This is a genomic window from Agromyces cavernae, assembly GCF_021044935.1.
Taxonomy (GTDB): domain Bacteria; phylum Actinomycetota; class Actinomycetes; order Actinomycetales; family Microbacteriaceae; genus Agromyces; species Agromyces cavernae.
Genome location: NZ_JAJNMP010000003.1, coordinates 25,722 through 47,828 on the forward strand (window position 1 = coordinate 25,722; position 22,107 = coordinate 47,828).

The 22,107-nt window shown below is 70.0% G+C and carries 20 protein-coding genes, 1 tRNA gene and 1 other RNA gene; 7 read left to right on the forward strand and 15 right to left on the reverse strand.

Annotation, left to right across the window (positions count from 1 at the left end; genetic code table 11):
- Window positions 1–137: 137 nt before the first annotated feature.
- The 3 genes from LQ757_RS11435 to LQ757_RS11445 all read right to left on the reverse strand — a co-directional run bounded on the left by LQ757_RS11435 (window position 138) and on the right by LQ757_RS11445 (window position 3,294).
- Window positions 138–827 (reverse strand): SGNH/GDSL hydrolase family protein, encoded by a 690-nt coding sequence (locus LQ757_RS11435; protein ID WP_231047377.1) that lies wholly within the window; start codon window positions 825–827, stop codon window positions 138–140.
- A gap of 19 nt (window positions 828–846) precedes the next feature.
- On the reverse strand, window positions 847–1,902 hold the full coding sequence (locus LQ757_RS11440; protein ID WP_231047378.1) for an aspartate-semialdehyde dehydrogenase: 1,056 nt from the start codon (window positions 1,900–1,902) through the stop codon (window positions 847–849).
- A gap of 117 nt (window positions 1,903–2,019) precedes the next feature.
- Window positions 2,020–3,294 (reverse strand): aspartate kinase, encoded by a 1,275-nt coding sequence (locus LQ757_RS11445; protein ID WP_231047379.1) that lies wholly within the window; start codon window positions 3,292–3,294, stop codon window positions 2,020–2,022.
- Between the two features lie 167 nt (window positions 3,295–3,461).
- Here LQ757_RS11445 and LQ757_RS11450 point away from each other — a divergent pair, with 167 nt between their 5' ends.
- Entirely contained in the window at window positions 3,462–3,977 is a 516-nt protein-coding gene (locus LQ757_RS11450) for a hypothetical protein (protein WP_231047380.1), read from the forward strand.
- Between the two features lie 56 nt (window positions 3,978–4,033).
- On the opposite strand, the gene LQ757_RS11455 is transcribed toward LQ757_RS11450, so the two are convergent.
- The 3 genes from LQ757_RS11455 to LQ757_RS11465 all read right to left on the reverse strand — a co-directional run bounded on the left by LQ757_RS11455 (window position 4,034) and on the right by LQ757_RS11465 (window position 7,324).
- A complete protein-coding gene (locus LQ757_RS11455; protein WP_231047381.1) occupies window positions 4,034–4,399 on the reverse strand; it encodes a YybH family protein in 366 nt (121 codons plus the stop codon).
- A 66-nt stretch (window positions 4,400–4,465) separates the two neighbouring features.
- The gene (recR, locus tag LQ757_RS11460) at window positions 4,466–5,062 is read right to left on the reverse strand and encodes a recombination mediator RecR (protein WP_231047382.1); all 597 of its coding nucleotides are present in this window, start codon (window positions 5,060–5,062) and stop codon (window positions 4,466–4,468) included.
- A gap of 3 nt (window positions 5,063–5,065) precedes the next feature.
- Window positions 5,066–7,324 carry a DNA polymerase III subunit gamma and tau gene (locus LQ757_RS11465; protein WP_231047383.1) on the reverse strand — a complete coding sequence of 753 codons (2,259 nt, stop codon included), beginning with the start codon at window positions 7,322–7,324 and terminating at the stop codon, window positions 5,066–5,068.
- A 54-nt stretch (window positions 7,325–7,378) separates the two neighbouring features.
- Here LQ757_RS11465 and LQ757_RS11470 point away from each other — a divergent pair, with 54 nt between their 5' ends.
- A complete protein-coding gene (locus LQ757_RS11470) occupies window positions 7,379–7,774 on the forward strand; it encodes a TraR/DksA family transcriptional regulator (protein ID WP_231047384.1) in 396 nt (131 codons plus the stop codon).
- Window positions 7,775–7,802: 28 nt separating this feature from the next.
- Here the strand turns inward: LQ757_RS11470 and LQ757_RS11475 are convergent, their stop codons facing one another.
- The 6 genes from LQ757_RS11475 to ffs form a co-directional block, all read right to left on the reverse strand.
- Entirely contained in the window at window positions 7,803–9,158 is a 1,356-nt protein-coding gene (locus LQ757_RS11475) for an MFS transporter (protein WP_231047385.1), read from the reverse strand.
- Complete coding sequence (locus LQ757_RS11480) at window positions 9,155–9,781, reverse strand: ArsR/SmtB family transcription factor (protein WP_231047386.1); 627 nt, start codon at window positions 9,779–9,781, stop codon at window positions 9,155–9,157. Before LQ757_RS11480 ends, LQ757_RS11475 begins: the two co-directional genes overlap by 4 nt.
- A 299-nt stretch (window positions 9,782–10,080) precedes the next feature.
- Window positions 10,081–11,307, reverse strand: coding sequence for an acetate/propionate family kinase (locus tag LQ757_RS11485; RefSeq protein WP_231047387.1), 1,227 nt, complete (start codon window positions 11,305–11,307; stop codon window positions 10,081–10,083).
- Entirely contained in the window at window positions 11,304–13,442 is a 2,139-nt protein-coding gene (gene pta, locus LQ757_RS11490; RefSeq protein ID WP_231047388.1) for a phosphate acetyltransferase, read from the reverse strand. The genes LQ757_RS11485 and pta overlap by 4 nt, the downstream gene beginning before the upstream one ends.
- 9 nt (window positions 13,443–13,451) lie before the next feature.
- Window positions 13,452–14,807 carry a DUF1254 domain-containing protein gene (locus tag LQ757_RS11495; RefSeq protein ID WP_231047389.1) on the reverse strand — a complete coding sequence of 452 codons (1,356 nt, stop codon included), beginning with the start codon at window positions 14,805–14,807 and terminating at the stop codon, window positions 13,452–13,454.
- A 185-nt stretch (window positions 14,808–14,992) separates the two neighbouring features.
- An RNA gene (gene ffs / locus LQ757_RS11500) (signal recognition particle sRNA small type) lies at window positions 14,993–15,089 on the reverse strand.
- A 144-nt stretch (window positions 15,090–15,233) separates the two neighbouring features.
- Between ffs and LQ757_RS11505 the strand changes: the two genes are divergently transcribed.
- The 3 genes from LQ757_RS11505 to LQ757_RS11515 all read left to right on the forward strand — a co-directional run bounded on the left by LQ757_RS11505 (window position 15,234) and on the right by LQ757_RS11515 (window position 17,150).
- Window positions 15,234–15,321, forward strand: a tRNA-Ser gene (locus tag LQ757_RS11505).
- Between the two features lie 562 nt (window positions 15,322–15,883).
- The gene (locus LQ757_RS11510; protein ID WP_231047390.1) at window positions 15,884–16,405 is read left to right on the forward strand and encodes a hypothetical protein; all 522 of its coding nucleotides are present in this window, start codon (window positions 15,884–15,886) and stop codon (window positions 16,403–16,405) included.
- A gap of 154 nt (window positions 16,406–16,559) precedes the next feature.
- Window positions 16,560–17,150, forward strand: a complete 591-nt coding sequence (locus LQ757_RS11515) for a hypothetical protein (RefSeq protein ID WP_231047391.1) — start codon at window positions 16,560–16,562, stop codon at window positions 17,148–17,150.
- 43 nt (window positions 17,151–17,193) lie between these two features.
- Here LQ757_RS11515 and LQ757_RS11520 read toward each other — a convergent pair whose 3' ends face one another.
- Both LQ757_RS11520 and LQ757_RS11525 read right to left on the reverse strand, forming a co-directional pair.
- Window positions 17,194–17,808: a GNAT family N-acetyltransferase gene (locus tag LQ757_RS11520; RefSeq protein WP_231047392.1), complete on the reverse strand. Its 615-nt coding sequence runs from the start codon at window positions 17,806–17,808 to the stop codon at window positions 17,194–17,196.
- Window positions 17,809–17,822: 14 nt separating this feature from the next.
- Window positions 17,823–19,706, reverse strand: coding sequence for a helicase HerA-like domain-containing protein (locus LQ757_RS11525; protein ID WP_231047393.1), 1,884 nt, complete (start codon window positions 19,704–19,706; stop codon window positions 17,823–17,825).
- Between the two features lie 63 nt (window positions 19,707–19,769).
- On the opposite strand from LQ757_RS11525, the gene LQ757_RS11530 reads away from it, so the two are divergent.
- Together LQ757_RS11530 and LQ757_RS11535 are read left to right on the forward strand one after the other, a co-directional pair.
- Window positions 19,770–20,351, forward strand: coding sequence for a TetR/AcrR family transcriptional regulator (locus LQ757_RS11530; RefSeq protein WP_231047394.1), 582 nt, complete (start codon window positions 19,770–19,772; stop codon window positions 20,349–20,351).
- Window positions 20,348–21,598: a nucleotide disphospho-sugar-binding domain-containing protein gene (locus LQ757_RS11535; RefSeq protein WP_231047395.1), complete on the forward strand. Its 1,251-nt coding sequence runs from the start codon at window positions 20,348–20,350 to the stop codon at window positions 21,596–21,598. The genes LQ757_RS11530 and LQ757_RS11535 overlap by 4 nt, the downstream gene beginning before the upstream one ends.
- 27 nt (window positions 21,599–21,625) lie before the next feature.
- Here the strand turns inward: LQ757_RS11535 and LQ757_RS11540 are convergent, their stop codons facing one another.
- Window positions 21,626–22,102 carry a hypothetical protein gene (locus tag LQ757_RS11540; protein ID WP_231047396.1) on the reverse strand — a complete coding sequence of 159 codons (477 nt, stop codon included), beginning with the start codon at window positions 22,100–22,102 and terminating at the stop codon, window positions 21,626–21,628.
- Between the last annotated feature and the right edge of the window lie 5 nt (window positions 22,103–22,107).

Consider the following 22,107-nt stretch of genomic DNA (forward strand, 5'->3'; position numbering starts at 1 on the left):
TCGAGTTCGCGCGGGGCATTCCGCCACCTCTTTCGTCATTGCAGGGGTACCGGCGGGGGCCGGTAACAGGAAATCACTCGCTCGTATTCTGTATACAAAACGCAGAATCGTCAAGTGCAGAAGGACTGGTGGTCGGATCAGAGCCCCAGTCGCTCGAGCTCCTGGTCCATGCGACGGGCGATCTCGGCGTAACCGTCATCGTTCGGATGGACGGTGTCGGCGGACATCCACTCAGGGTGCCCCTCGATCCACCTCGACGCGCCGTCGATGTAGTCGGCGCCGACGAGTGCGGCAGCGGACTCGACCCACCCGATGATCTGCCCGACCGACTCGGGCCGCTCATCGAGGTGCCAGAAGGGCTCGACGACGACCAGTCGGGCATCGGGCAGCTCCGCCCTGAATCGCGTCAGGTCCGCCTCGATCGCGGACTCGATGTCGTCCGCGTCGGGCGGCAGCACGAAGTTGTCGTTGAGCCCCATCGTGACGATCACGACATCGGGCGGCGGCTCGTGATCGACGATCTGGTCGACGAGATCGTCACCGGCGAAGAAGTCGCGGTTGCTGACGTACCCGATCCCATCGACGCTCGGATTGAACTCGAACCAGCCGCGCCCGGCGCTCACGATCGTCGACCAGCGCCGCTCGGGCGAGCTCGCCCCGGTGCCGCGCGTGTACGAGTCGCCGTAGAAGGCGGCCACGACCTGACCCGCGGAAGGGGATGCCGCCTGCCCCGGCGCGGAGGTCACCGGCATCGTGCAGGCCGTCAGCGCGAGGCATCCGATCGCGACGACGATCGCCGTCGTTCGCCGGAAGCCTCGAGCGATCACGGCTCGAGCCGGGTCCGCCCTAGACGGCCGTCGGCAGCTTCGCCGCGACGAGCTCGGCGATCTGCACGGCGTTCAGGGCCGCGCCCTTGCGCAGGTTGTCGTTCGAGACGAAGAGCACGAGACCCGTTCCGTCGGGCGCCGACTGGTCTTGGCGGATGCGGCCGACGTAGCTCGGGTCGTTGCCCGCGGCCTGCAACGGCGTGGGCACGTCGGAGAGCGCGACGCCCGGGGCATCCGACAGCAGTTCGGTGGCACGCTCGGGCGTGATCGGGTTCGCGAACTCGGCGTGGATCGAGAGCGAGTGCCCCGTGAACACCGGCACGCGCACGCACGTGCCCGCGACTCGCAGGCCAGGCAGCTCGAGGATCTTGCGGCTCTCGTTGCGCAGCTTCTTCTCTTCGTCGGTCTCGAGGTCGCCGTCGTCGACGATCGAGCCGGCGAGCGGGATCACGTCGAAGGCGATCGGCCGCGGGAACTTCACCGGGTCGGGGAAGGTGACGGAAGTCCCGTCGTGCACCAGCCCGATCGTGTCCTGCTCGATGGCGGCGCGCGCCTGCTCGAGCAACTCCTCGCCGCCCGAGAGTCCCGCGCCCGACACGGCCTGGTACGTCGAGACCATGAGCCGCTCGAGGCCCGCCTCGTCGTGCAGCACCTTCAGCACGGGCATCGCGGCCATCGTGGTGCAGTTCGGGTTGGCGATGATGCCCTTGCGCGCCTCGTCGATGGCGTGCGGGTTGACCTCGCTGACCACGAGCGGCACGTCGGGGTCCATGCGCCATCCGCTCGAGTTGTCGATGACGGTGACCCCTGCGGCGGCGAAGCGCGGCGCCTGCGCCTTCGACGTCGTGGCGCCGGCCGAGAAGATCGCGATGTCGAGGCCCGTGGGGTCGGCGGTGGCGGCGTCTTCGACGACGACGTCTTCGCCCTTCCACGGCAGCGTCGTGCCGGCCGAGCGGGCCGAGGCGAAGTAGCGGATGCTCGTCACCGGGAAGTCGCGCTCCTCGAGCAGCTTGCGCACGACTGCGCCGACCTGTCCGGTCGCGCCGACGACGCCGATGTTCACTCCGTCAACCATGGTGTTCCTCACTTCGCGTACTTCAAGTCTGGAGGACATTTCGCGTTCAGGGGACGCTGGGCGGTGCCGTCGTCCCACGAAGGCCGGAATACCCTCGGATTCGTCAGGATGTTGTGGTCAGCGACCCGTGCCGCCGTGCACGACCGCATCGTCGTCGCCGTCGAGGTCGAACGCCGCATGCACCGCGCGCGCGGCCGCATGCACGCTGTCGGCGCGCGTGACGACCGAGATGCGGATCTCGCTCGTCGAGATCATCTCGATGTTGATGCCCGCGTCGTAGAGCGCCTCGAACAGGCCCGCCGACACGCCCGTGGCCGAGCGCATCGCGTTGCCGACGAGCGAGAGCTTGCCGATCTGGTCGTCGTACTGCAGCGACAGGAACCCGATGGCGTCCTGTGCGCCCGCGAGGGCCGTGAGGGCCTTCTCGCCCTCGGTCTTCGGCAGCGTGAACGAGATGTCGGTGCGGCCGGTCGACGCGGCCGAGACGTTCTGCACGATCATGTCGACGTTCGCGTTCGTGTTCGCGACGATCTTGAAGATCTTGGCGGCGACACCGGGCTTGTCGGGCACGCCGACGACCGTGATCTTGGCCTCCGAGAGGTCGACGGCGACACCGGCGATGACGGACTCTTCCACAGTTGCTCCTTCGGGAAGACGCGAGGGGTCGTAGACGATCGTCCCCTCGTTGTTGTTGAACGACGAACGCACGTGCAGGGTGACGCCGTGCCGGCGCGCGAACTCGACGGCGCGGATGTGCAGGACCTTGGCACCGGATGAGGCGAGCTCGAGCATCTCTTCGGACGTGATGCGTTCGAGCTTTCGCGCCTTCTTGACGACGCGCGGGTCGGCCGTGAACACGCCGTCGACGTCCGTGTAGATCTCGCACACGTCGGCCTCGAGCGCCGCCGCGAGGGCGACCGCGGTCGTGTCGCTGCCGCCGCGGCCGAGGGTCGTGATGTCGCGAGTGTCGCGGTTGAAGCCCTGGAAGCCCGCCACGATGACGATCGCACCGTCGTCGAGCGCCTCACGCAACCGCACGGGGGTGACATCGACGATACGTGCGGCGCCGTGCGTGGCATCCGTGATCATTCCGGCCTGGCTGCCGGTGAAGCTGCGCGCCTCGTGCCCCATGCTCTTGATGGCCATCGCGAGCAGCGCCATCGAGATGCGCTCACCCGCCGAGAGCAGCATGTCGAGCTCGCGCGGCGCCGGAAGCGGCGTGACCTCATTGGCGAGGTCGAGCAGCTCGTCGGTGGTGTCGCCCATCGCCGACACCGCGACGACCACGTCATTGCCCGCCTTGCGGGTCTCGACGATGCGCTTGGCGACCCGCTTGATGCTCTCCGCGTCGGCGACGGACGACCCGCCGAACTTCTGCACGATCAAGCTCACGTGGTCTCCTGGGGGTGGATTGCCCGCGCCGTGCTCTGCGATCGGCGCCGAAAGTCCAATCATACGGCGGGGTGCATGCGGCACCCTTCATGTGACGCCTGGGGTCGGTGCGTCCGGCTGACGACACGGCGGGTGCTTCCCCGCGGGTGCAGCGCTAGAGTGCGGTCATGGCCGACGCGATCGAAGGCTGGAGCGAGTTCAACGTGGCGATGCTCGGCGCCACCGCCGCGCTCGCCGGTCTGCTCATCGTGGCGATGTCGGTGAACATCGGCGAGATCATGAAGACGGCCACGCTCCCCTCGCGGGCCGCCGCCGCGATCGCGACGCTCGTGGTCGCGATCGTCGCGACCGCGCTCGGGCTCGTGCCCGGCCAGCCGCATTGGCTCTACGGCGCCGAGGTACTCGCGGCCACCCTCGTCGCCGGCGAGCTCGAAGTCCACGCGATGCGCACGATCCTCAACGAGCCGGGAACGAGCGGCGGGCAGCGCATCGCAAAATCGGTGGTCGGACTCCTGCCGCTCGCCTCGTTCATCGTCGGCGCGGTGCTGCTCATCGTGGGCGGCGCCGGCGGCGGGCTCGCCCTCGTCGCGGCCGGCCTCGCGTTCCTCGCCGCGGGTTCGGTGCTCGCGGTCGTGACGGCGATCCTGTACGCGTGGATCGTGCTCGTCGAGGTACTGCGCTGACCGGATGACCCGTAGCGCGGGCTGCCTGCGGCGCGCCGCGCGCCCTCGACGGGCGGTCAGTGCGGGCGGGGCATGTACCACTCGGTGTATTCGGTGGCACGGCCGCTGGGGTCGAGTCGGATGACCCAGAGGTTCAGGTAGTCCTTCTCGGCCGGGTACTCGGTGCGTCCTTGCACGATCACGAAATTGCCGGTGGGCGTCTCGTCTTCGTGGAGCAGCTTCCAGTCGAACGCCCACGTGCCCGGATCGTCGAGGTCTTCGAGCCACCCCGCGATGATCGCCTCACGGCCGCGCCTCGGCTGCGCATCGGGGGCGGTCAGGTACACGGCGTCGTCGGTGAAGAGCGCCCCGATCTGCTTGGGATCGTTCGACTCCCACGCGGCCACGTACCCTGCCACCCACTTCGCGCCCGCGCTCACCATCTCCCCGTTCTAGTGCCGCCGCCCGAGTGCGTCAAGCTCGGCGCACCGAGGGCCCCGCACCGCACGTCAGCCGACGATGCGGCGACCCTCGAACGCGCGCCCGAGGGTGACCTCGTCGGCGTACTCGAGGTCGCCGCCGACGGGCAGGCCGGAAGCGAGGCGGGTGACCTTGATCTCGAGGGTCGTGAGCAGCCGGCTGAGGTAGGTTGCCGTGGCCTCGCCCTCGAGGTTCGGGTCGGTCGCGATGATGACCTCGGTGACCGTGCCGTCGGCGAGCCGCTGCATGAGCTGGCGGATGCGAAGCTCGTCGGGGCCGATGCCGTCGATCGGGCTGATCGCGCCGCCGAGCACGTGGTAGAGCCCCCGGAACTCGCGCGTGCGCTCGATCGCGACGACGTCTTTCGCCTCTTCGACGACGCAGATGAGCGCGGGGTCGCGCCGCGGGTCGCGGCAGATCGAACACGTCGCCTGTTCGGACACGTTGCCGCAGATCTCGCAGAACCGCACTTTGTCGCGGATCTGCACCAGGATCTCGGCGAGCCGGCTGACGTCGAAGTGCTCGGTCTGCACGATGTGGAACGCGATGCGCTGCGCCGACTTCGGCCCGATGCCGGGCAGGCGCCCGAGCTCGTCGATCAACTCTTGGACGATGCCTTCGTACACGGGCTAGCCACGCTCCCCGAAGCCGGTGCGGGCCTGCGGGGCCTCGGTCTCTTCGATGAAGGTCGCCCCGAGCACCTCGCGCACGACCGCCTCGCCGTAACGTTGGATGCCGCCGTCGGTCGCTGCCGGCGCCGAGGGCGCGCGGCGCGACTTCGAGGGCGCGGCCTTGGTCGCCGATGCAGGGGCACTCTTCGGCGCGGATGCCTCGACCACGACCTCGGGCTCGGGACCCGGGTCGAACGGCGGCTCGAGGTCTTCAGGCGGGGCGGCGCTGTCGTCGAGCGGCGGTGCGTCGTCGGCCGCGGCCGGCACGACTTCACGCTCGGCGACCAAGGTCGTGACGCGTGCACGCGAATCGGGCTCAGCCGCTGCGTCGACAGCAGGATCGGTCGGGATCGCCACGGTCGCCCACGAGTCGACCGGACCTGCCGGCGCGCTCGGGGCGGTGGACATGGGAGCCTGTGCCTTCGGAGCCGCGGCCTGTTGCGCGGGTCGGTCGGCCGGCTGCGGAGCGGCCGCCCCGACTCGATCGGACCCGCCGTCGGCGGCGGGCGCGCTCGCCTGCGGCGGCCCGGCGGGACCGTCGGCGCCGGGACCGGGTGCGGCATTCGCGCCGATGACCCGCGGGAGGAACTTGACGGTCACGCCGAGCACGTCGTGGATCGCCGTGCGCAGGAGCTCGGCGGAGTTCTGGGTGCCGGTGCCCGAGCGCAGGCCCTGCACCTCGCTCGGGCTCGCGAAGCCGAGCACGAGCACGTCGTCGTCGGTGCGGTACTCGAGGACCTGCGCCGAGAGTGCGGCCATCCACGCGGTGCGCTTGGTGCGCTGCAGCGCCTGGAGCACCTCGGGCCACGCATCGCGGATCTGCTGGAGGGTCACCGGGCCGACCGGCTTCGCCTCGGCCGCAACAGCAGGTGCCGGTGCTGGGGCGGCGCGTGGCGCCGGGGCCGGGGCCGGGGCCCTGTCGGCCTCGGAAGCTCTTTGAGCCGCCGACGCATCGACGCCGACCGACGCTGCGCGGGCTGCCGGGGCCTCGGTGCGCGGCTCGGCCACTCGACCCGCCGCGGGCTCTGCAGCTCGCCCGGCGGCGAACTCGCCCCCCGCGACGCGCCGCTCGAGCTGCTCGACCCTCGCGATCGCTCCGCGCTCGGAGTCGTCGGCGCTCGGCACGAGCACTCGGGCGAGCATGAGCTCGAGGTGCAGGCGCGGCGAGGTGGCCCCGGTCATCTCGGTGAGGGTCTGGTTGACGAGGTCTGCCACGCGCGACAGTTCGGCGGAGCCGAACGCGCCGGCCTGCACGGCCATGCGGGCGAGCTCGTCTTCGGGCACCCCGCGCAGCACTGCCGCAGCCGCCGCGGGCGATGAGGCCGCGACGACGATGAGGTCGCGCAGTCGCTCGAGCAGGTCTTCGACGAACCGCCGCGGGTCTTGCCCCGTCTGCACGACGCGGTCGGCCGCGGCGAACGCCCCCGCCGCATCGCGTGCGCCGATGGCGTCGACGACCTCGTCGAGCAGTGCGCCGTGGGTGTAGCCGAGCAGCGCCACCGCACGCTCGTAGTCGATGGTCGTGCCCTCGGAGCCGGCGATGAGCTGGTCGAGCAGCGACAGCGTGTCGCGCGGCGAACCGCCACCCGCCCGCACGACGAGCGCGAGCACCCCCGGCTCGACCGTGATGCCCTCTTCGGCGCACAGCTGCTGCACGTACTCGAGCATGGGCGCCGGCGGCACGAGCCGGAACGGGTAGTGATGCGTGCGCGAACGGATGGTGCCGAGCACTTTGTCGGGCTCGGTGGTCGCGAAGATGAACTTCACGTGCTCGGGCGGCTCTTCGACGATCTTGAGCAGCGCGTTGAACCCGCCCGACGTGACCATGTGCGCCTCGTCGATGATGAAGATCTTGAAGCGGTCGCGCGCCGGGGCGAAGATGGCGCGCTCGCGCAGGTCGCGGGCGTCGTCGACGCCGCCGTGGCTCGCCGCGTCGATCTCGACGACGTCGAGCGCCCCGCCCCCGCCCCGCGACAGCTCGACGCAACTGGGGCACACGCCGCACGGGGCATCGGTCGGACCCTCGACGCAGTTCAGGCAGCGCGCGAGAATGCGCGCCGACGTGGTCTTTCCACACCCGCGCGGACCGCTGAACAGGTACGCGTGATTGACTCGATCGGTGCGGAGCGCCGTCATCAGCGGCTCCGTCACCTGGGACTGGCCGATCATCTCGGCGAACGTCTCTGGCCGGTAGCGGCGATACAGGGCGGTGACCACGCATCAATCGTAGTTGCCGCGTCTGACACGCCAGCGGATGCCGCGGGGCGTACGATGCTCGGACGGAAGGACGTGATGACGGTGACGATGATGACTCCGGCACAGCTCGAGCGGTTCCAGGCGCGTCTGCTCGCCGAACGCGCCGACGCAGAGGAACGGCTCGTCGAGTTCGACGACGCCATGACCGAGGTGCGCGCCGCCCGTGCGGGTGCCACGGCCGACGACGAGCACGACCCCGAGGGCCCGACGATGACGCAGGAATGGTCGCAGCGCACCGCCGTGCTCGCGGACGTCAACGGCGAGCTCGCCGACATCGACCGCGCCCTCGCGCGCATCGCGGACGGCACCTACGGCGTGTGCGCGCGGTGCGGCAAGCGCATCACGGTCGGGCGCCTCGACGCGAGGCCGACCGCGACACTCTGCATCGACTGCGCGCGCCTCGCGCGCTGACGCGAGGTCTCGATACGCGGCTGCGCCGCTATTCGACCGACGTGGCGGCAGCCCCGCGCGCGGCCGCGAGACCGCCGAACGAACGCAGGTAGAGCGGGCTCGAGCCGAGCACGAGGTACAGCAGGCCGCAGGCGACGAGCGTCGGGATCAGCCCCAGCTGCTCGGCGGCGAACCCGCCGAGGAACGCCCCGAGCGGCATCGTCGCCGCGACGCCGGCCGTCGTGGCGCCGAACACCCGCGCCCGCATGCCGTTCGGGATCAGCCCGTACATCGCCGTCGAGATCATCGGGTTCAGCGCTCCGGCCGCGAGTCCCGACGCTGCGAGCACCGGCAGCAGCACGTGCACCGGCGCGCCCGCCGCCATCGCCAGGTACGGCGCAGTGCCCGCCAGCACGAAGCACATCGCGAACATCACCCGCCCCGAGAACCGGTGGCCTACGACCCCGAACAGCGCCGACCCGGCGAGGGCGCCCGCTGCGAAGCATCCGACCATGAATCCCAGCAGCGCCGGATCGCCGAGCACCTCGGTCGCGTAGAGCGGCTTCAGCACCATGACCCCGGCCGCGTCGATCGCGTTCGTGAGCGTCACGAGCACCACGATCGCCCGCAGGAGCGGCGAGGTCACGACGAACCTGATGCCGGCGACGAAGCCGGGGCCCGAGGCATCCCCCGGCTCGTGCGCATCGGTTTCGTGCGAATCGGATGCCTCGACCCGGCGTGGCACGAAGCACAGCACGAGCAGCGCCGAGACCAGGAACCCGCCTGCGTCGACGACGAGCGCCGGCATCGGGCCGAGCAGCGCGACCAGGGCACCTGCGGCGCCCGCGCCCACCATCATCGCGGTGCGCTGCACGGCCGACTGGGCTCCGGCGGCGCGGGCGATCGGGGTGCGGGCGAGCGCCGCGAGGTCGGGCGTGATCGAGGTCTTCGCGGTGTCGCCAGGAGGGTCGAGCAAGCCGCCGAGGAAGACGAGCGCGAGCAGCACGCCGAACGGCAGGCCGACCGTCGCGTGCAGCACGGGGATCGCGAGGACCGTGAGACCGCTCGCGACATCGGCGACGATGCTCGACGTGCGGTAGCCGAAGCGGTCGACGAGGACGCCGCCGAAGGCTCCGCCGATGACGAGCGGCACCGTGGCGAACACGCCGACCACACCCGCCGCGAGCGGGGAGCCGGTCTGCGTCAGGGCGATGATCGGAATCGCGACGAGCGCGATCGCATTGCCGCCGAGCGAGAAGAAGGCCGCGGTGAGGTTCGCGATGAGCGGGAGGCGGCGGCGCTGCGGCTGCGTCGGTCGAATCGGGCGCGCAGCGCCCGTATCGAGACCACCCGAGGGATCGAGTGCGGTAGCGGATGTCCCGGCGCCGGTTGTCGCGCCTGTCATGATGCGCTCCTCGGGAACGTGTGCGTGATCCAGCGCACGAGGCGCGTCCCCTCGCGGGCGTCGTGGCGGCGGGCCCACCACTTCTCGCGCACCGCGGCGAGGTCGGCGTTGAGCTCGCGGAACTCGTCGAGTGTCAGGTGCGCAGCGCCGTCGCTCGAGTCGGACGCCGCGACCCACTCGGGCTCGAGGTCGATCTCGGCGTTCAGCGCGTCGACCAGCTCGCGGTGATACGAATCGAGCACGGTGCGGCGCATGGCCTCGGCCGCCTCTCGCCGCTCGGGGTCGCCGATGAACTCCTCGGTGCGCCAACTCGTCATCTCGTGCGCGGCGCGCCACCAGCGCTCGCGGCCGTCGCGCTCGAACTCGGGCGCCGGCACGACGAACCCGTGCTTCGCGAGCGTCGAGAGGTGGTAGCTCACCGAACCCGACGCCACGCCCGTCGCTTCGGCGAGCATGCCGACCGACTGCGGGCCGCCGCCGCGCAGCAGTCCGAGAATGCGCAGTCGCAGCGGGTGCGCGAGCGCTCGCATGGGCCCGGCGTCGTGCAGGTCGATGGCCCTGCGCTCGTGAGCGTCGCCGGACCGTGCGTCGCCCCCTTCGCGGGGTGTGATCGGTTCGCTCATGCTCTGATGGTACTTCTACAAGAGTCCTTGCACAATAGTTCTTGCACAATATCTCTTGCTGAACTTCGGCGAGCTGAAGGAGCACTGTGGGATGCGCCCAAGCCCGCTCACCCGTAAACCGAGAGTGCACCTGCCGCCCACCCCGGGGCGAGGACTGCACTCTCGGACAACGAGGCCCGGGAAGCCCGCTCACGCGCACACCCGAGAGTGCACCTGCCGCCCACGCCGGGGCGACGACTGCACTCTCGGACAACGAAGACGACTGCACTCTCGGACAACGAAGCCGAGCCGTGCCGCGCCTACGCCTCGACGACCTCGAGCGTCTGACGGGCGATCTCGAGCTCCTCGTTCGTGGGCACGACGAGCACGACGACCTCGGAGGCGTCGGTCGAGATCACCCGCGCCTCACGCGAGCGAACCTCATTCCGCGACGCGTCGAGCTCGATGCCGAGGCGCTCGAGTCCGGCGAGCGCCGCGGCGCGCACGGGCGCGGCATTCTCGCCCACACCCGCGGTGAACGAGATCACGTCGACGCCGCCGAGCTGGGCGAAGTACGCCCCGACGTACGCCTTGAGCCGATGCACGTACACATCGAAGGCGAGGGTCGCCGCCGGGTCTCCTGCGGCGCGGCTCTCGAGCACGTCGCGCACATCGTTGGTCCCCGCGAGCCCGAGCAGGCCGCTGCGCTTGTTGAGCAGCGTGTCGAGCGCGTCGAAGTCGTACCCGGCCCGACGGTGCAGGTGCACGAGCACAGCGGGGTCGATGTCGCCCGAACGCGTGCCCATGACGAGGCCCTCGAGCGGGGTCATCCCCATCGAGGTCTCGACCGACCGGCCGCCGTCGATCGCCGTGATCGACGCGCCATTGCCGAGGTGCAGCACCAACTGGCGCAGCTCGCCGAGCGGTCGCCCGACGAGCAGCGCCGCCTGCTCGGAGACGTACTTGTGCGAGGTGCCGTGGAAACCGTAACGCCGCACCCGGTACTGCTCGGCGACGTCGGCGTCGATCGCGTAGCTGTACGCGGCCGGCGGCAGCGTCTGGTGGAACGCCGTGTCGAACACCACGACGTGCGGCACGTCGGGGAACACGTGCTCGGCCGCCTCGATGCCCTGCAGGTTCGCCGGGTTGTGCAGCGGCGCGAGCTCGGCGAGATCGGCGATGTTGATCTTCACGAGCTCGGTCACGACGGTCGGCTCGAAGAACCGCTTGCCGCCGTGCACAACCCGATGGCCGACGGCGACCGGCCGGTGCTCGGCGAGCGACGGTCCGTGCGCCTCGAATGCGTCGAGCATGACCCTGAACGCAGCGACGTGATCGGGAATCGGAAGCTCGCGCTCGGTGGTCGAGGGTGCGTCGGCGCGGTCGACCGACGGCACCTCGTCCCACGGGATCGTGTGCACCGCCCGCCCTGCACCTTCGCCGATGCGCTCGATGAGCCCCGATGCGAGCGTGCGCTCGGTCGCCATCTCGATGAGCTGGTACTTCAGCGACGAAGAACCCGAATTGACGACGAGGATGTCGCTCACGGGGCATCGGCCGCCTGGATCGCGGTGATCGCCACGGTGTTGACGATGTCTTGAACGGTCGCGCCGCGCGAGAGGTCGTTGATGGGCTTGCGCAACCCCTGCAGCACCGGGCCGATGGCGACCGCGCCCGCCGAGCGCTGCACCGCCTTGTACGTGTTGTTGCCTGTATTCAGATCGGGGAATATGAACACGGTCGCTCGCCCGGCCACGTCGGACTCGGGCAGTTTCGTGCGCGCGACCGCGGCGTCGGCGGCGGCGTCGTACTGGATCGGGCCCTCGACCGCGAGCTCGGGAGCCCGCTCTCGCACGAGCGACGTCGCCCGCCGCACCTTGTCGACGTCGGCGCCGAATCCCGACTCGCCCGTCGAGTACGACAGCATCGCCACGCGCGGCTCGATGCCGAACTGCGACGCCGTCGCCGCCGATGAGACCGCGATGTCGGCGAGCTGCTCGGCCGTGGGATCGGGCACCACTGCGCAGTCGCCGTAGACGAGCACCCGGTCGGCGAGTGCCATGAGGAACACGCTCGACACCACGTCGACCTCGGGCGCCGTCTTGATGACCTCGAACGCCGGACGGATGGTGTGCGCCGTGGTGTGCGCGGCTCCCGACACCATGCCGTCGGCGAGTCCCATGGCGACCATCATGGTGCCGAAGTACGACACGTCTTGAACGGTGTCGCGCGCCTGCTCGAGCGTGACGCCCTTGTGCGCACGGCGACGCTGGTACTCGTCGGCGAGGCGGTAGACGAGCACGTGGTCGTGGTTCGAGAGCACGGTCGCCCGCGAGATGTCGAGGCCGAGCCCGATCGCCCTGGCGCGGATCTCGATCTCCTCGCCGAGGATCGTGAGGTCGGCGACGTCGCGCGCGAGCAGCGTGGCCGCGGCACGCAGGATGCGGTCATCGTATCCCTCGGGCAGCACGATGTGCTTGCGCACGCGTCGCGCGCGCTCGAGCAGGTCGTACTCGAACATGAGCGGCGTGACGACTTCGGGCCGTGCGATCTCGAGCCGGTCGAGCAGTGCGGCGCCGTCGACGTGCTGCTCGAACAGCGAGAGCGCGGTGTCGCGCTTGCGCTGCGATTCGGCGGCGAGGCGCCCGCGGGTGTTCCTGATCGCGAGCGCCGTGTCGTAGGTGCCGAGCGAGGTCTTGATGATCGGCAGGCCCGCCTTGAGGCCCTCGATGAGTCGCTCGATGTGCTCGGAGAGCGGGAATCCGCCGTTCAGCACGATGCCCGAGATCGACGGGAACGTCGCCGACGTGTGCGCTGTGAGCACGCCGAGCAGCACCTCGCTGCGATCGCCCGGCACGATCACGACCGAGCCCTCGATGAGCCGCGGCAGCACGTTCTCCATCGACATCGCCGCGATCACCACGCCGAGCGCCTCGCGATCGAGAAGGTCGGGATCGCCCGCGTACAGCTCGCCGTCGACGGCCTGCATGATCGTGCGCATCGAGGGAGCGACGAGGAACGGGTCCTCGGGGATCGCCCAGACGGCGACGCCGCCTCCACCATCCCATCGCGCCGCCACACGCACCGCCTCGACGATCTCATCGAGGCGTTCGGGGTCGGCCCGGTTGACGACGATGCCGAGCACGCTCGCGTGTTCGCGCTCGAGTTCTTCGGCGGCGAGTTCGGTGAGCTGCGCGAGGTCGCCGGAAGTGCGCGCATCGCTGTGCCCGAGTCGCTCGGTGTGGCCCAGAACCGTGCCCTCGCCGACTCGGCCCCCGAGCACGAGCAGCACGGGCGCCCCCAGGTTCGCCGCGATCCGGGCGTTGTAGGCGAGCTCGGTCGGGCTGCCGACGTCGGTGAAGTCGGAGCCGAGGATGACGACCGCATCGCAGCGATCTTCGACGGCCTTGAACCGGCGCACGATCGTGGCGAGGGCGGCATCGGGGTCGGCGTGCACGTCGTCGTAGCCGACGCCGATCGCCTCGTCGTACGACAGCTCGACCACCGCGTCGTGGGCGAGCAGCAATTCGAGCACGTAGTCGCGCTCATCGATCGAGCGCGCCACAGGCCGGAACACGCCCACGCGAGTGGCCCGGCGGGTCAGGGTGTCGAGGGTTCCGAGGGCGACCGTCGACTTGCCGGTGTTGCCTTCGGCCGAGCAGATGTAGATGCGGTGCGCCACTCCCCCAGCCTATTGGGCGGCACTCGACTCGGGGCTGGATCGTTCGATCGCTGGCAGCTCGTACGAGCCGTCGAACACGGCGGCCTCAGGGGCGTACATGCGCAGGATCGGGCGGAAGGGCGCGTTCGGCGCTGGGAGCCAATTCGCAACCGCGTTCGCGTCGCTCGGCCTTGCGTTGCTCATCGTGATCGTGAGCCCGCCGTCGTCGTCGAAGACGATTCCGGGGGTGCGGTCGCCGATCGAGTACCGGCGGATGTCGTTCGCGACGAGGAAGAAGTCGGGGATCGAGTACATGGTGAGCGACCAGAACGCCCCGACCGGCGGGGTCGGGCGCAGCCGCAACGTGTACTCGTTGGCGCCATCGAGCTGCTCACCATCGGAGTCGAGGTAGATCATCGCGTATGCGGCCTCGTAGCCGTGGTTGCCCCACAGGCCCGCGAGGGCTGCGGCCGCTCGCTCGCCGATGCGCACCTCCGGATCGGCGAGCTTCCACTCCGGTGCGTCGATGGTGCCGACCTCGAAGTAGTCGAGGTTGTAGTCGAACACGTGATACGTGAGGTTCCAGCCGTTCACCACGGGGCTGCTGCCCGAATGGAGGCTGTTCTCGAGGGTCGCCTTGCCCTCGATGAATCCCGCCTCGAGCACCGCCTTCGTCTCGTGGTCGGCGTCGGCGAGCGATGCCTCCCCAGTGAGGCCGAGAGGCGCGAACGATGCCTGCAGCGGCTCGTCGCGAGGCGCCGGCGGGAACTCCCGCGAGTACAGCCGCAGCTTCTCGTAGAACTCGAGCGCGTCACTCAGCCCGGTCGTGAGGTCGGGCAACCCGGTCGGCGGCATGAGCGAGCGCCGCAGCGGCGTGAGCGTCAACGCGTCCTGCATGGCGTGCACGGCGGGCAGGTCGTCGACGCCGTCGCAGGCCCATCGCCCCACGATCGACGCGATGCGGGTCGGGAAGCGGACCGCCGTGGCATCCCCCACGCCGTCGCCCTCCCAGTCGGGCGGAAGCAGCAGGAAGTCGCGCGCGCCCGTGCCGGTGGCGCGCTTGCCGACATAGGCGAAGTTGTCCGTCCACGCGTCGACGAACTGCAGTACGTAGTAGCGCCCGGCGGTATCGGGGACGCTCAGCAGCACCGGCCCGACGCTCAGGTCGACCTGAGCCATCGAGTACACGGTGTCGTTGTTGATCGACACGAACGTGTCGTCGGGCGTGGCAAGCTCGCGGGCGTGCCCGAACGTGTTGAACGGCGCGGCCGGATTCGACCCGACACCCGTGGTGACGAACCGTCGCACCTGGTCGAGATCGAACACGATCGGGAACCCGTACACGTACGCGTCTGCCGCCAGCTTCACGAGCCCTGCATCAACCATGATCTCCCCCATCACATCGGTGCTCGAAGCATATGGGGCGCGCCCGCTCACGGGCGAGACCCAACGCCGGGCACGAAAAGACCCCCCGCGCACCTCGCCCATGAACGCAGCCCCGGTTACCCCTGGGCACGAAAAGACCCCCGCGCACCTCGCCCATGAACGCAGCCCCGGTTACCCCCGGGCACGAAAAAGACCCCCCGCGCACCCGCCAGAGCCCGGTTACCCTTGCTGCGTTTCCGCCCTGGGGGAGTTGGCCTGGATGGCGCCACGCGGGGAGCCGTCGTCCATTCTACCTGCTCCCCGCTGCAACTGAGACACCGAGCGGATGTCGCGGCACGAGGCATCCGCTCGCCCGTGAACTGAACGCCGCCGGAAGTCGGGTAGCATTTCATGAGGTCGCGCGCGTGTTCGCATGCTCGCGCCCACGGAGGATTCGCCTAGTGGCCTATGGCGCACGCTTGGAAAGCGTGTTGGGTGAAAGCCCTCGGGGGTTCGAATCCCCCATCCTCCGCCAAGCAACACCCGCCGGGTCAGCGCGCAGCGCCCACTCACGGGGTTCGAATCCCCCATCCTCCGCCAAGGAACACCCGCCGGGTGAGCGCGCAGCGCCCACTCACGGGGTTCGAATCCCCCATCCTCCGCCATTTTCATCACGACGGCAGGTGCGCCCACTCGCCCGAATGGCTCTTCACTCAGGGTTGCACCTATGCTGTCCTGAGCCGGGTCGTGAGGGCCCGGGGTGTCGACGAAGACGAAGGCGTTTCGTAGACCCCACGACGCCGGCATCAGCTTCCTCCACCCATCCGTTCAACCCCCTCAGCGGGCGCCCTGCTCAGGAGAATTGCACCGAGCCCCCGGACCACGGGGGCATGCCGCCTCTTTTCCTCAGTCGCGGCGACCGAGAACGTCTCCACGTCGGCCAACTCGGCACCCGTGTCCTCATTAATGCCGAATAGCGGCCGTTCGCGGCCCGACGGATGATATGAGGGATGTCGGTTGCAGGGGTGGAAACACGGAGTGGGGATGCAGGGGGCTCCTCCGCTCGAGCAACGGCAGTAAGGGGCGAGGGCCTCAGGGTGATCACCCTGAGGCCTCGCCGTTCCCTCGGCTGGAGCGTCGGGCTCCCGGTCGCCGCACTCGCATTGCCGTTGCTCGCGGCCGAGCTGTGGATGCTCGACCCGAGCGGCGCCTGGCCGATCGTGGCGTGGACCGCTGCTGTCATCGCCGCACTCAGCCTTGCGGCGTGGATCGCGTACCGGCGAACGCAGGTGTCGATCAGCCGCTACGGCATCGTCGAGCGGGGTTTCTTCGGGGCCACGACCACGGTCGCCGCGCGCGACATCGACGAGGTGCTGCGCCTGCCGCTGTATCGCGCGAACAGCCTCGAGACCACGCGGGAGCTCTTCGTCGTCTGCCGCGGCGGACGTGGGCGGTTCCGCATGCGCGGCAAGTTCTGGGACCAGCGCTCGATGGACCTGGTCGCCGCGACCCTCGGCGCCGACGAGTCGATTCGCACCGAGCCGGTGACGCTCGCCGAGCTGCGGGCGAGCGACCCGAAGCTGCTGTATTGGTTCGAACGGCGCACGCTGAGCGCCTAGCCTCTCGCGCGCTGCGACTGCGACCAGCATCCGTTGACCCCCATCCGCCGCGAAACACCCCCCGAACAGGGGTCGCCGCCGCCGCTGCGTCGCGGGATGATTCGAGCGCGGCACTGCGGGCCCGGGCACTGTCGCCTGACGGAACGAGGGAACCATGTCTGCATCCACCCGGCACTCCGGCGCGCGCCGACTTCTCGCCACCGGAATCGCGGTCGGCCTCGCCGCGACGGCGCTGCTCGCGGCCCCGGCCACGGCCAAGCCACTCGAACACAGCTCCTTCTCCGAGGAGTTCTTCGAATCGATCGATGACTTCTGCGACGTGCCCGGTCTCACCATCGACCGGGAGGCGACGGCCGAGGGGAAGATCCTGTTCAACGCCCGCAAACCCGGCACCGCTCCCTACTTCCATCTGGTTGCCTCGTCCGAGGCGCGATACAGCAACGCCGAAGGCGATTTCGTGACCGAGAAGGTGAACATCGTCGAGAAAGACCTCAAGATCACCGACAATGGCGACGGCACGCTGACGATCCTGGTCCTCGTCACGGGCAACGCCACGACCTTCGGCCCTGACGGTAAGGCGATCGCCCGCAACCCGGGTCAGGTGCGGTTCGAGGTCCTGATCGACCACAATGGCACCGTCGACGACCCGTCCGATGACGTGTTCCTCGCGGACCTCGGTCTGGTGAAGGGCTCGACGGGGCGGAGCGACGACTTCTGCGCCGCCGTGGTCCCCATCCTCGGTTGAACCCGGGGCGCTCATTCGCCGAGCCGAATGCGCGGCTCCCGCGTCAGCTCGTCGCGATTCCGAGCAGCGGCGCGTTCAGTGTGCTCGACGGCAGCTCGTGGAAGCCGAGCCGGTCGTAGAACGCCCGCGCGCCGGTGTTCGCCGCGTCCATGCCGAGGTGAACGGCGGCGACACCACGCGCGGCGAGCGCGCCCCGCAGCGCGTCGATGAGGCGGCGCCCGAACCCCATCCCCTGCAACTCGGGCAGCAGGTCGATGTGCAGGTGGGCCGGATAGTCGGCGAGCTCGGCGATGCGCATGCGTTCGGGATCGAGGCCGGCCGCGATGAGGTCGGCCTCGGTGAACGACGGGTCGTGTCGGGTCGGCGATCCGGCCGACGGATGCCTCGCGGCGAACCCCGGGGTCCACTCGCGCTTCCACCACTCGATGAAGGCGGCGGTGTCGGCCACGGCGATCACGTAGCCGAGCACCCGGTCGGCGTCGGCGACGACGAACGCGAGCTCGGGCGCGTATTCGACGTAGGGCAGCGCGTAGACCTCGGGCATGAGGGTGTCGTCGGAGTACACGCCCGTCGCGTCGCCGCCGCCGGCTGCGGTGAGCAGGCAGATGCGGGCGACAGCCTCGCGGTCGGCGGGTCGGTAGGGGCGGATCTCGGGCACGAGCGTGTGTGGGCCTACTTGCGCTTGGCCATGCCGAAGATGCCCGTGATGACCTGCTTGAGGATGGTCTGCGTGGTGCGGGAGCCGAGCACCTCTTCGAGCGCCGACTTCTCGGGCGACTTCCGCGACCGGCTTCGCGACGAGCTCGACGTCTGCTTCATGAGCCGGTCGTACTCGGCCTGGGCCTTCTTGTCGGCCTTCGCCGCATCGGCCTGGATCTTCGCCTGCATCTTCGCGTACTCGGCGTCGGCCTCGGCCTTGGCGGCGGCCGCGGCTTCGGCGTCGACCTTGGCAGCGGCATCCGCCAGCTTCTTCGTCAGGATCTCGTGCGCCGACTCGCGGTCGAGCCCCGTGCCGTACTTCGCCAACAGCGGCGACGCGGCGACCGTGGCGTCGATCGACGCGTCGGGCGACGGCGACATCGACGCCTGCGGGGCGCGCAGGCGCGTCCAGGCCACTGGCGACGGCGCGCCCTTCTCGTTCATGACGGTGACGATCGCCTCGCCGGTGCCGAGCACGGTGAGCGTCTCTTCGAGGTCGTAGCCCGACTTCGGGTAGGTCGACACGGTGGCGCGAAGCGCCTTCGCATCGTCGGGGGTGAACGCCCGCAACTGGTGCTGCACGCGCGAGCCGAGCTGGGCGAGTACGTCGCCGGGCACGTCCTTCGGCGTTTGCGTGACGAAGAACACGCCGACGCCTTTCGAGCGGATGAGGCGCACGGTCTGGGTGATCTGCGCGAGGAACTCCTTCGAGGCGTCCTTGAACAGCAGGTGCGCCTCGTCGAAGAAGAAGACGAGCTTGGGCTTGTCGAGGTCGCCGACCTCGGGCAGGTCGGTGAACAGGTCGGCGAGCAGCCACATGAGGAACGTCGAGTAGAGCGCCGGCTTGTCGGCGACGCCCGGCACCTCGAGCAGGCTGATGATGCCGCGGCCGTCGGGTGCGGTGCGAAGGAACTCGGCCGTGTCGATCTCGGGCTCGCCGAAGAACACGTCGGCGCCCTGGTCGGCGAAGGTGATGAGCTCGCGAAGGATGACCCCGACGGTCGCCTTGGAGAGGCCGCCGAGGCCCTCGAGTTCGCCCTTGCCCTGGTCGCTCACGAGGTAGGCGAGCACGGCCCGGAGGTCTTCGAGGTCGAGCAGCGCGAGGTTGTTCTTGTTGGCGTAGTGGAAGACGAGCCCGAGGCTCGACTCCTGCGTGTCGTTGAGGCCGAGCACCTTGCTCAGCAGCAGCGGGCCGAAGCCCGAGATCGTCGCCCGGATCGGCACGCCGCGGCCGACGCCGCCGAGGGAGAAGTACTCGGTGGGGAAGCTCGCGGCCGCCCACTGCTGGCCGATGCCCTCGGTGCGCTTCAGCAGCTTCTCGTTGCCCCCGCCCGGGGTCGCGACGCCCGACAGGTCGCCCTTGATGTCGGCGGCGAACACCGCGACCCCGGCGGCCGAGAGCTGCTCGGCGAGCACCTGCAGGGTGCGGGTCTTGCCGGTGCCGGTCGCACCCGCGACGAGCCCGTGGCGGTTGGTCATCGCGATGGGGATGCGCACCGGCACATCGGGCATCGCCTCGCCGTTGACGAGCGCGCCCATCTCGAGCGCGGGCCCCTCGAAGGCGTAGCCCGCACGGATCGCGTCGACGTGCTCGGCGTCGAGCGGGCCGCCGGATGTCGCGGACGCGGCCTGCTTCGCCGGCTCGGGCTTCGCCGGCTCGGGCTGCTCGGGCTCGGCCTCGGCAGGGACATCCGCTGCCGGTTCGCTCTGCTCTGCCTGTTCGGCCGCCGCCTTCGCGAGCGCTGCCGCCTCTTCGGCCGCCTTGATGGCGGCTTCGGCCTGCGCCTGCAGCGCCTTCGCCGCTTCGGCCGCAGCGGCGGCCGCCTCCTGTGCCTGCTTCACCGCGTCATCGGCCATGGGCACGATCCTATCGACGGACACCACTTCCCCATCCGGGATTTTCATGTCAAGCTGATTAACATGAAAACTCGCTCGTACACGATGTCGACCCGCGCGCACTCCGTGCGGGCGACCGGCGAGCGGATCCTCAAGGCTGCCCTCGCACGGTTCTCCACCGACTACTACGACGACGTCACCCTCGACGCGATCGCAGCGGATGCGGGGGTGACCGTGCAGACCGTCATGCGCAGGTTCGGCTCGAAAGAAGGCCTGGCACGCACGCTCACCGAGTCGACGGTCGCGTCGGTGACCGCCCAACGCGCGGAGGCGCCGGCCGGCGACGTCGCGGGTGCGATCGCGAACCTCATCGAGCACTACGAGCAGGTCGGAGATCTCGCCATGCTCCTGCTGCGCCAAGAGGAGCGCGTCCCCCCGATCGCAGAGACGACGACGATCGGCAAGCGCGTCCACCTCGACTGGGTCACCCGCGTCTTCGCACCATGGCTCGACGAGATGTCGAACCCAGGCCGCGAACTGCTGCATGCGCAACTGACTGCGACGTGCGACGTCTACACCTGGTACCTGCTACGCCGGCAGGCGGGGCTGTCCCGCGACCGCACCCAGCAGGCTCTGACCGAACTCGTGAAGGGAGTACTGCCATGAAGGTCCTCGCCTACACCACGCCCGCTCGCGGGCATCTGTACCCCACCGTGCCGATCCTCCTCGAATTGCGCCGCCGTGGTCACGCCGTCACCGTGCGGACGCTCGGCGCGGAGGTCGGGCACCTGCAGCAGCTGGGCTTCACCGCCGAGCCGATCGATCCGCGCATCGAGGGCATCGAGTTCGACGACTACCTCGCGCGATCGTCGGTCGGGGCCATCAGGCGCTCGATCCGCACCATGTCGGCACGAGCGGTATTCGAGGTCGACGACCTGCAGCAGGCGATCGAGACCGAGTCGCCCGACGTGCTCCTGATCGACGGCAACGCAGCTGGGGCCGTCGCTGCCGCCGAGGCGTGGGGAGGTCCGTGGGCGCTGCTGCAGCACTTTCCCACACCCCTGCCGGCCGACGAGATCCCGCCGTTCGGTCCGGGGTTCCCTCCCGCGCGCGGCTGGTTGGGGCGAATGCGCGATCGGATGCTGCGGCCGGCGATCCTCGGCGGCTTCGAGCGCGTGCTGCTCCCTCCGCTCAACGAGATCCGCCGCGGGCTCGGCCTGCGGCCGGTGCACGATGCAACCGACCTGTACACGCGCGCACCGCTCACCCTGTACCTGACGTCGACGACATTCGAATACCCACGCGAAGCCTGGCCCGACTCGTTCTGCCTCACAGGCCCGATCCTGTGGGAGCCGCCTGCGGACCGGCCGGAATGGCTCGCCGCAGTTCGACGCCCGCTCGTACTCGTCACGACATCGTCCGAATACCAAGACGACGGCGCGCTGGTCGCTGCGGCGCTCGCGGGACTCGCGGGCGACGAGTACGAGGTCGTCGCGACGGTTCCTGCCGGAGCCGTCCCCGACGATGCGCCCGCGAATGCCCAGGTCGAGAGATTCCTGCCGCACACGCCGTTGCTCGGGGCGGCCGCGGTCGCCGTCACCCACGGCGGCATGGGCGCGACGCAGAAGGCGCTCAGCGCGGGCGTTCCCGTCGTCGTCGTTCCGTGGGGTCGCGACCAATCCGAGGTCGCCCGCCGCGCCGAGACGGCAGGGGTGGGGGTGCTGCTGCCCAAGCGCAAGCTCTCGCCGCGGGCGCTGCACGGGGCCGTCGAACGGGCGCGCGCGCTCGGCCCTGCGGCATCCGCGTTCGCCGAAGCCATGCGCCGAGAGGGCGGCGCACCACTGGCGGTCGACCGACTCGAGCACCTCGCGATCGAGAACGCGCAGGTCCGCGGGGCGCCGCACGCCGGCTGAGCGGTGCCCGCCCGTCAGCGTGTGTGATCAGAGCCGCAGTCGAGGCGGCGGCCGTAGCCGCTCGGGCTTCGCGAAGCCCCCTCGGGTCAGTCGCACCGCCGAGTTCAGGTACAGGAACGCGAGTACCGCGAACTGCAGTGCGCCGATGATCGAGTCGACGACCGAGAACATCTCGACGGCCCCGACGGCCCGCACCGCGAGGAATACGAACGACACCGCCATGAACGCGAACAGGATGCCCAGGTTCTTGCTCAGCGTCGGCCACGCGGTCATGCGCCACCACGGCCGGGGCGGCGCGACCGCCTCACCGGCGCCACGGAACCACCGCGCCCCGAGCACGAACGCGCCGATCGTCACGGTCGCGTCGACGAGGCCGGGCACGAACGGCGCCGCACCCGCCGCGAAGAGCAGTGCGCGGATCGGGTACCCGATGCCGTAGGCCACGGCGACGTAGAGCAGCTTCAGCTCCCAGCGCACGATGCGCAGGCCGAGGATGCGCCGCATCGGGG

Excerpts from the sequence above, each read along its gene's own strand:
- LQ757_RS11440 (WP_231047378.1), bottom strand. The coding sequence starts at position 1,902 with ATGGTTGACGGAGTGAACATCGGCGTCGTCGGCGCGACCGGACAGGTC.
- LQ757_RS11515 (WP_231047391.1), top strand. The coding sequence starts at position 16,560 with ATGTCTGCATCCACCCGGCACTCCGGCGCGCGCCGACTTCTCGCCACC.
- LQ757_RS11480 (WP_231047386.1), bottom strand. The coding sequence starts at position 9,781 with ATGAGCGAACCGATCACACCCCGCGAAGGGGGCGACGCACGGTCCGGC.
- LQ757_RS11525 (WP_231047393.1), bottom strand. The coding sequence starts at position 19,706 with ATGGCCGATGACGCGGTGAAGCAGGCACAGGAGGCGGCCGCCGCTGCG.
- LQ757_RS11540 (WP_231047396.1), bottom strand. The coding sequence starts at position 22,102 with ATGCGGCGCATCCTCGGCCTGCGCATCGTGCGCTGGGAGCTGAAGCTG.
- LQ757_RS11530 (WP_231047394.1), top strand. The coding sequence starts at position 19,770 with ATGAAAACTCGCTCGTACACGATGTCGACCCGCGCGCACTCCGTGCGG.
- LQ757_RS11455 (WP_231047381.1), bottom strand. The coding sequence starts at position 4,399 with ATGGTGAGCGCGGGCGCGAAGTGGGTGGCAGGGTACGTGGCCGCGTGG.
- LQ757_RS11470 (WP_231047384.1), top strand. The coding sequence starts at position 7,379 with ATGCTCGGACGGAAGGACGTGATGACGGTGACGATGATGACTCCGGCA.
- LQ757_RS11475 (WP_231047385.1), bottom strand. The coding sequence starts at position 9,158 with ATGACAGGCGCGACAACCGGCGCCGGGACATCCGCTACCGCACTCGAT.
- LQ757_RS11495 (WP_231047389.1), bottom strand. The coding sequence starts at position 14,807 with ATGGTTGATGCAGGGCTCGTGAAGCTGGCGGCAGACGCGTACGTGTAC.
- LQ757_RS11450 (WP_231047380.1), top strand. The coding sequence starts at position 3,462 with ATGGCCGACGCGATCGAAGGCTGGAGCGAGTTCAACGTGGCGATGCTC.
- LQ757_RS11535 (WP_231047395.1), top strand. The coding sequence starts at position 20,348 with ATGAAGGTCCTCGCCTACACCACGCCCGCTCGCGGGCATCTGTACCCC.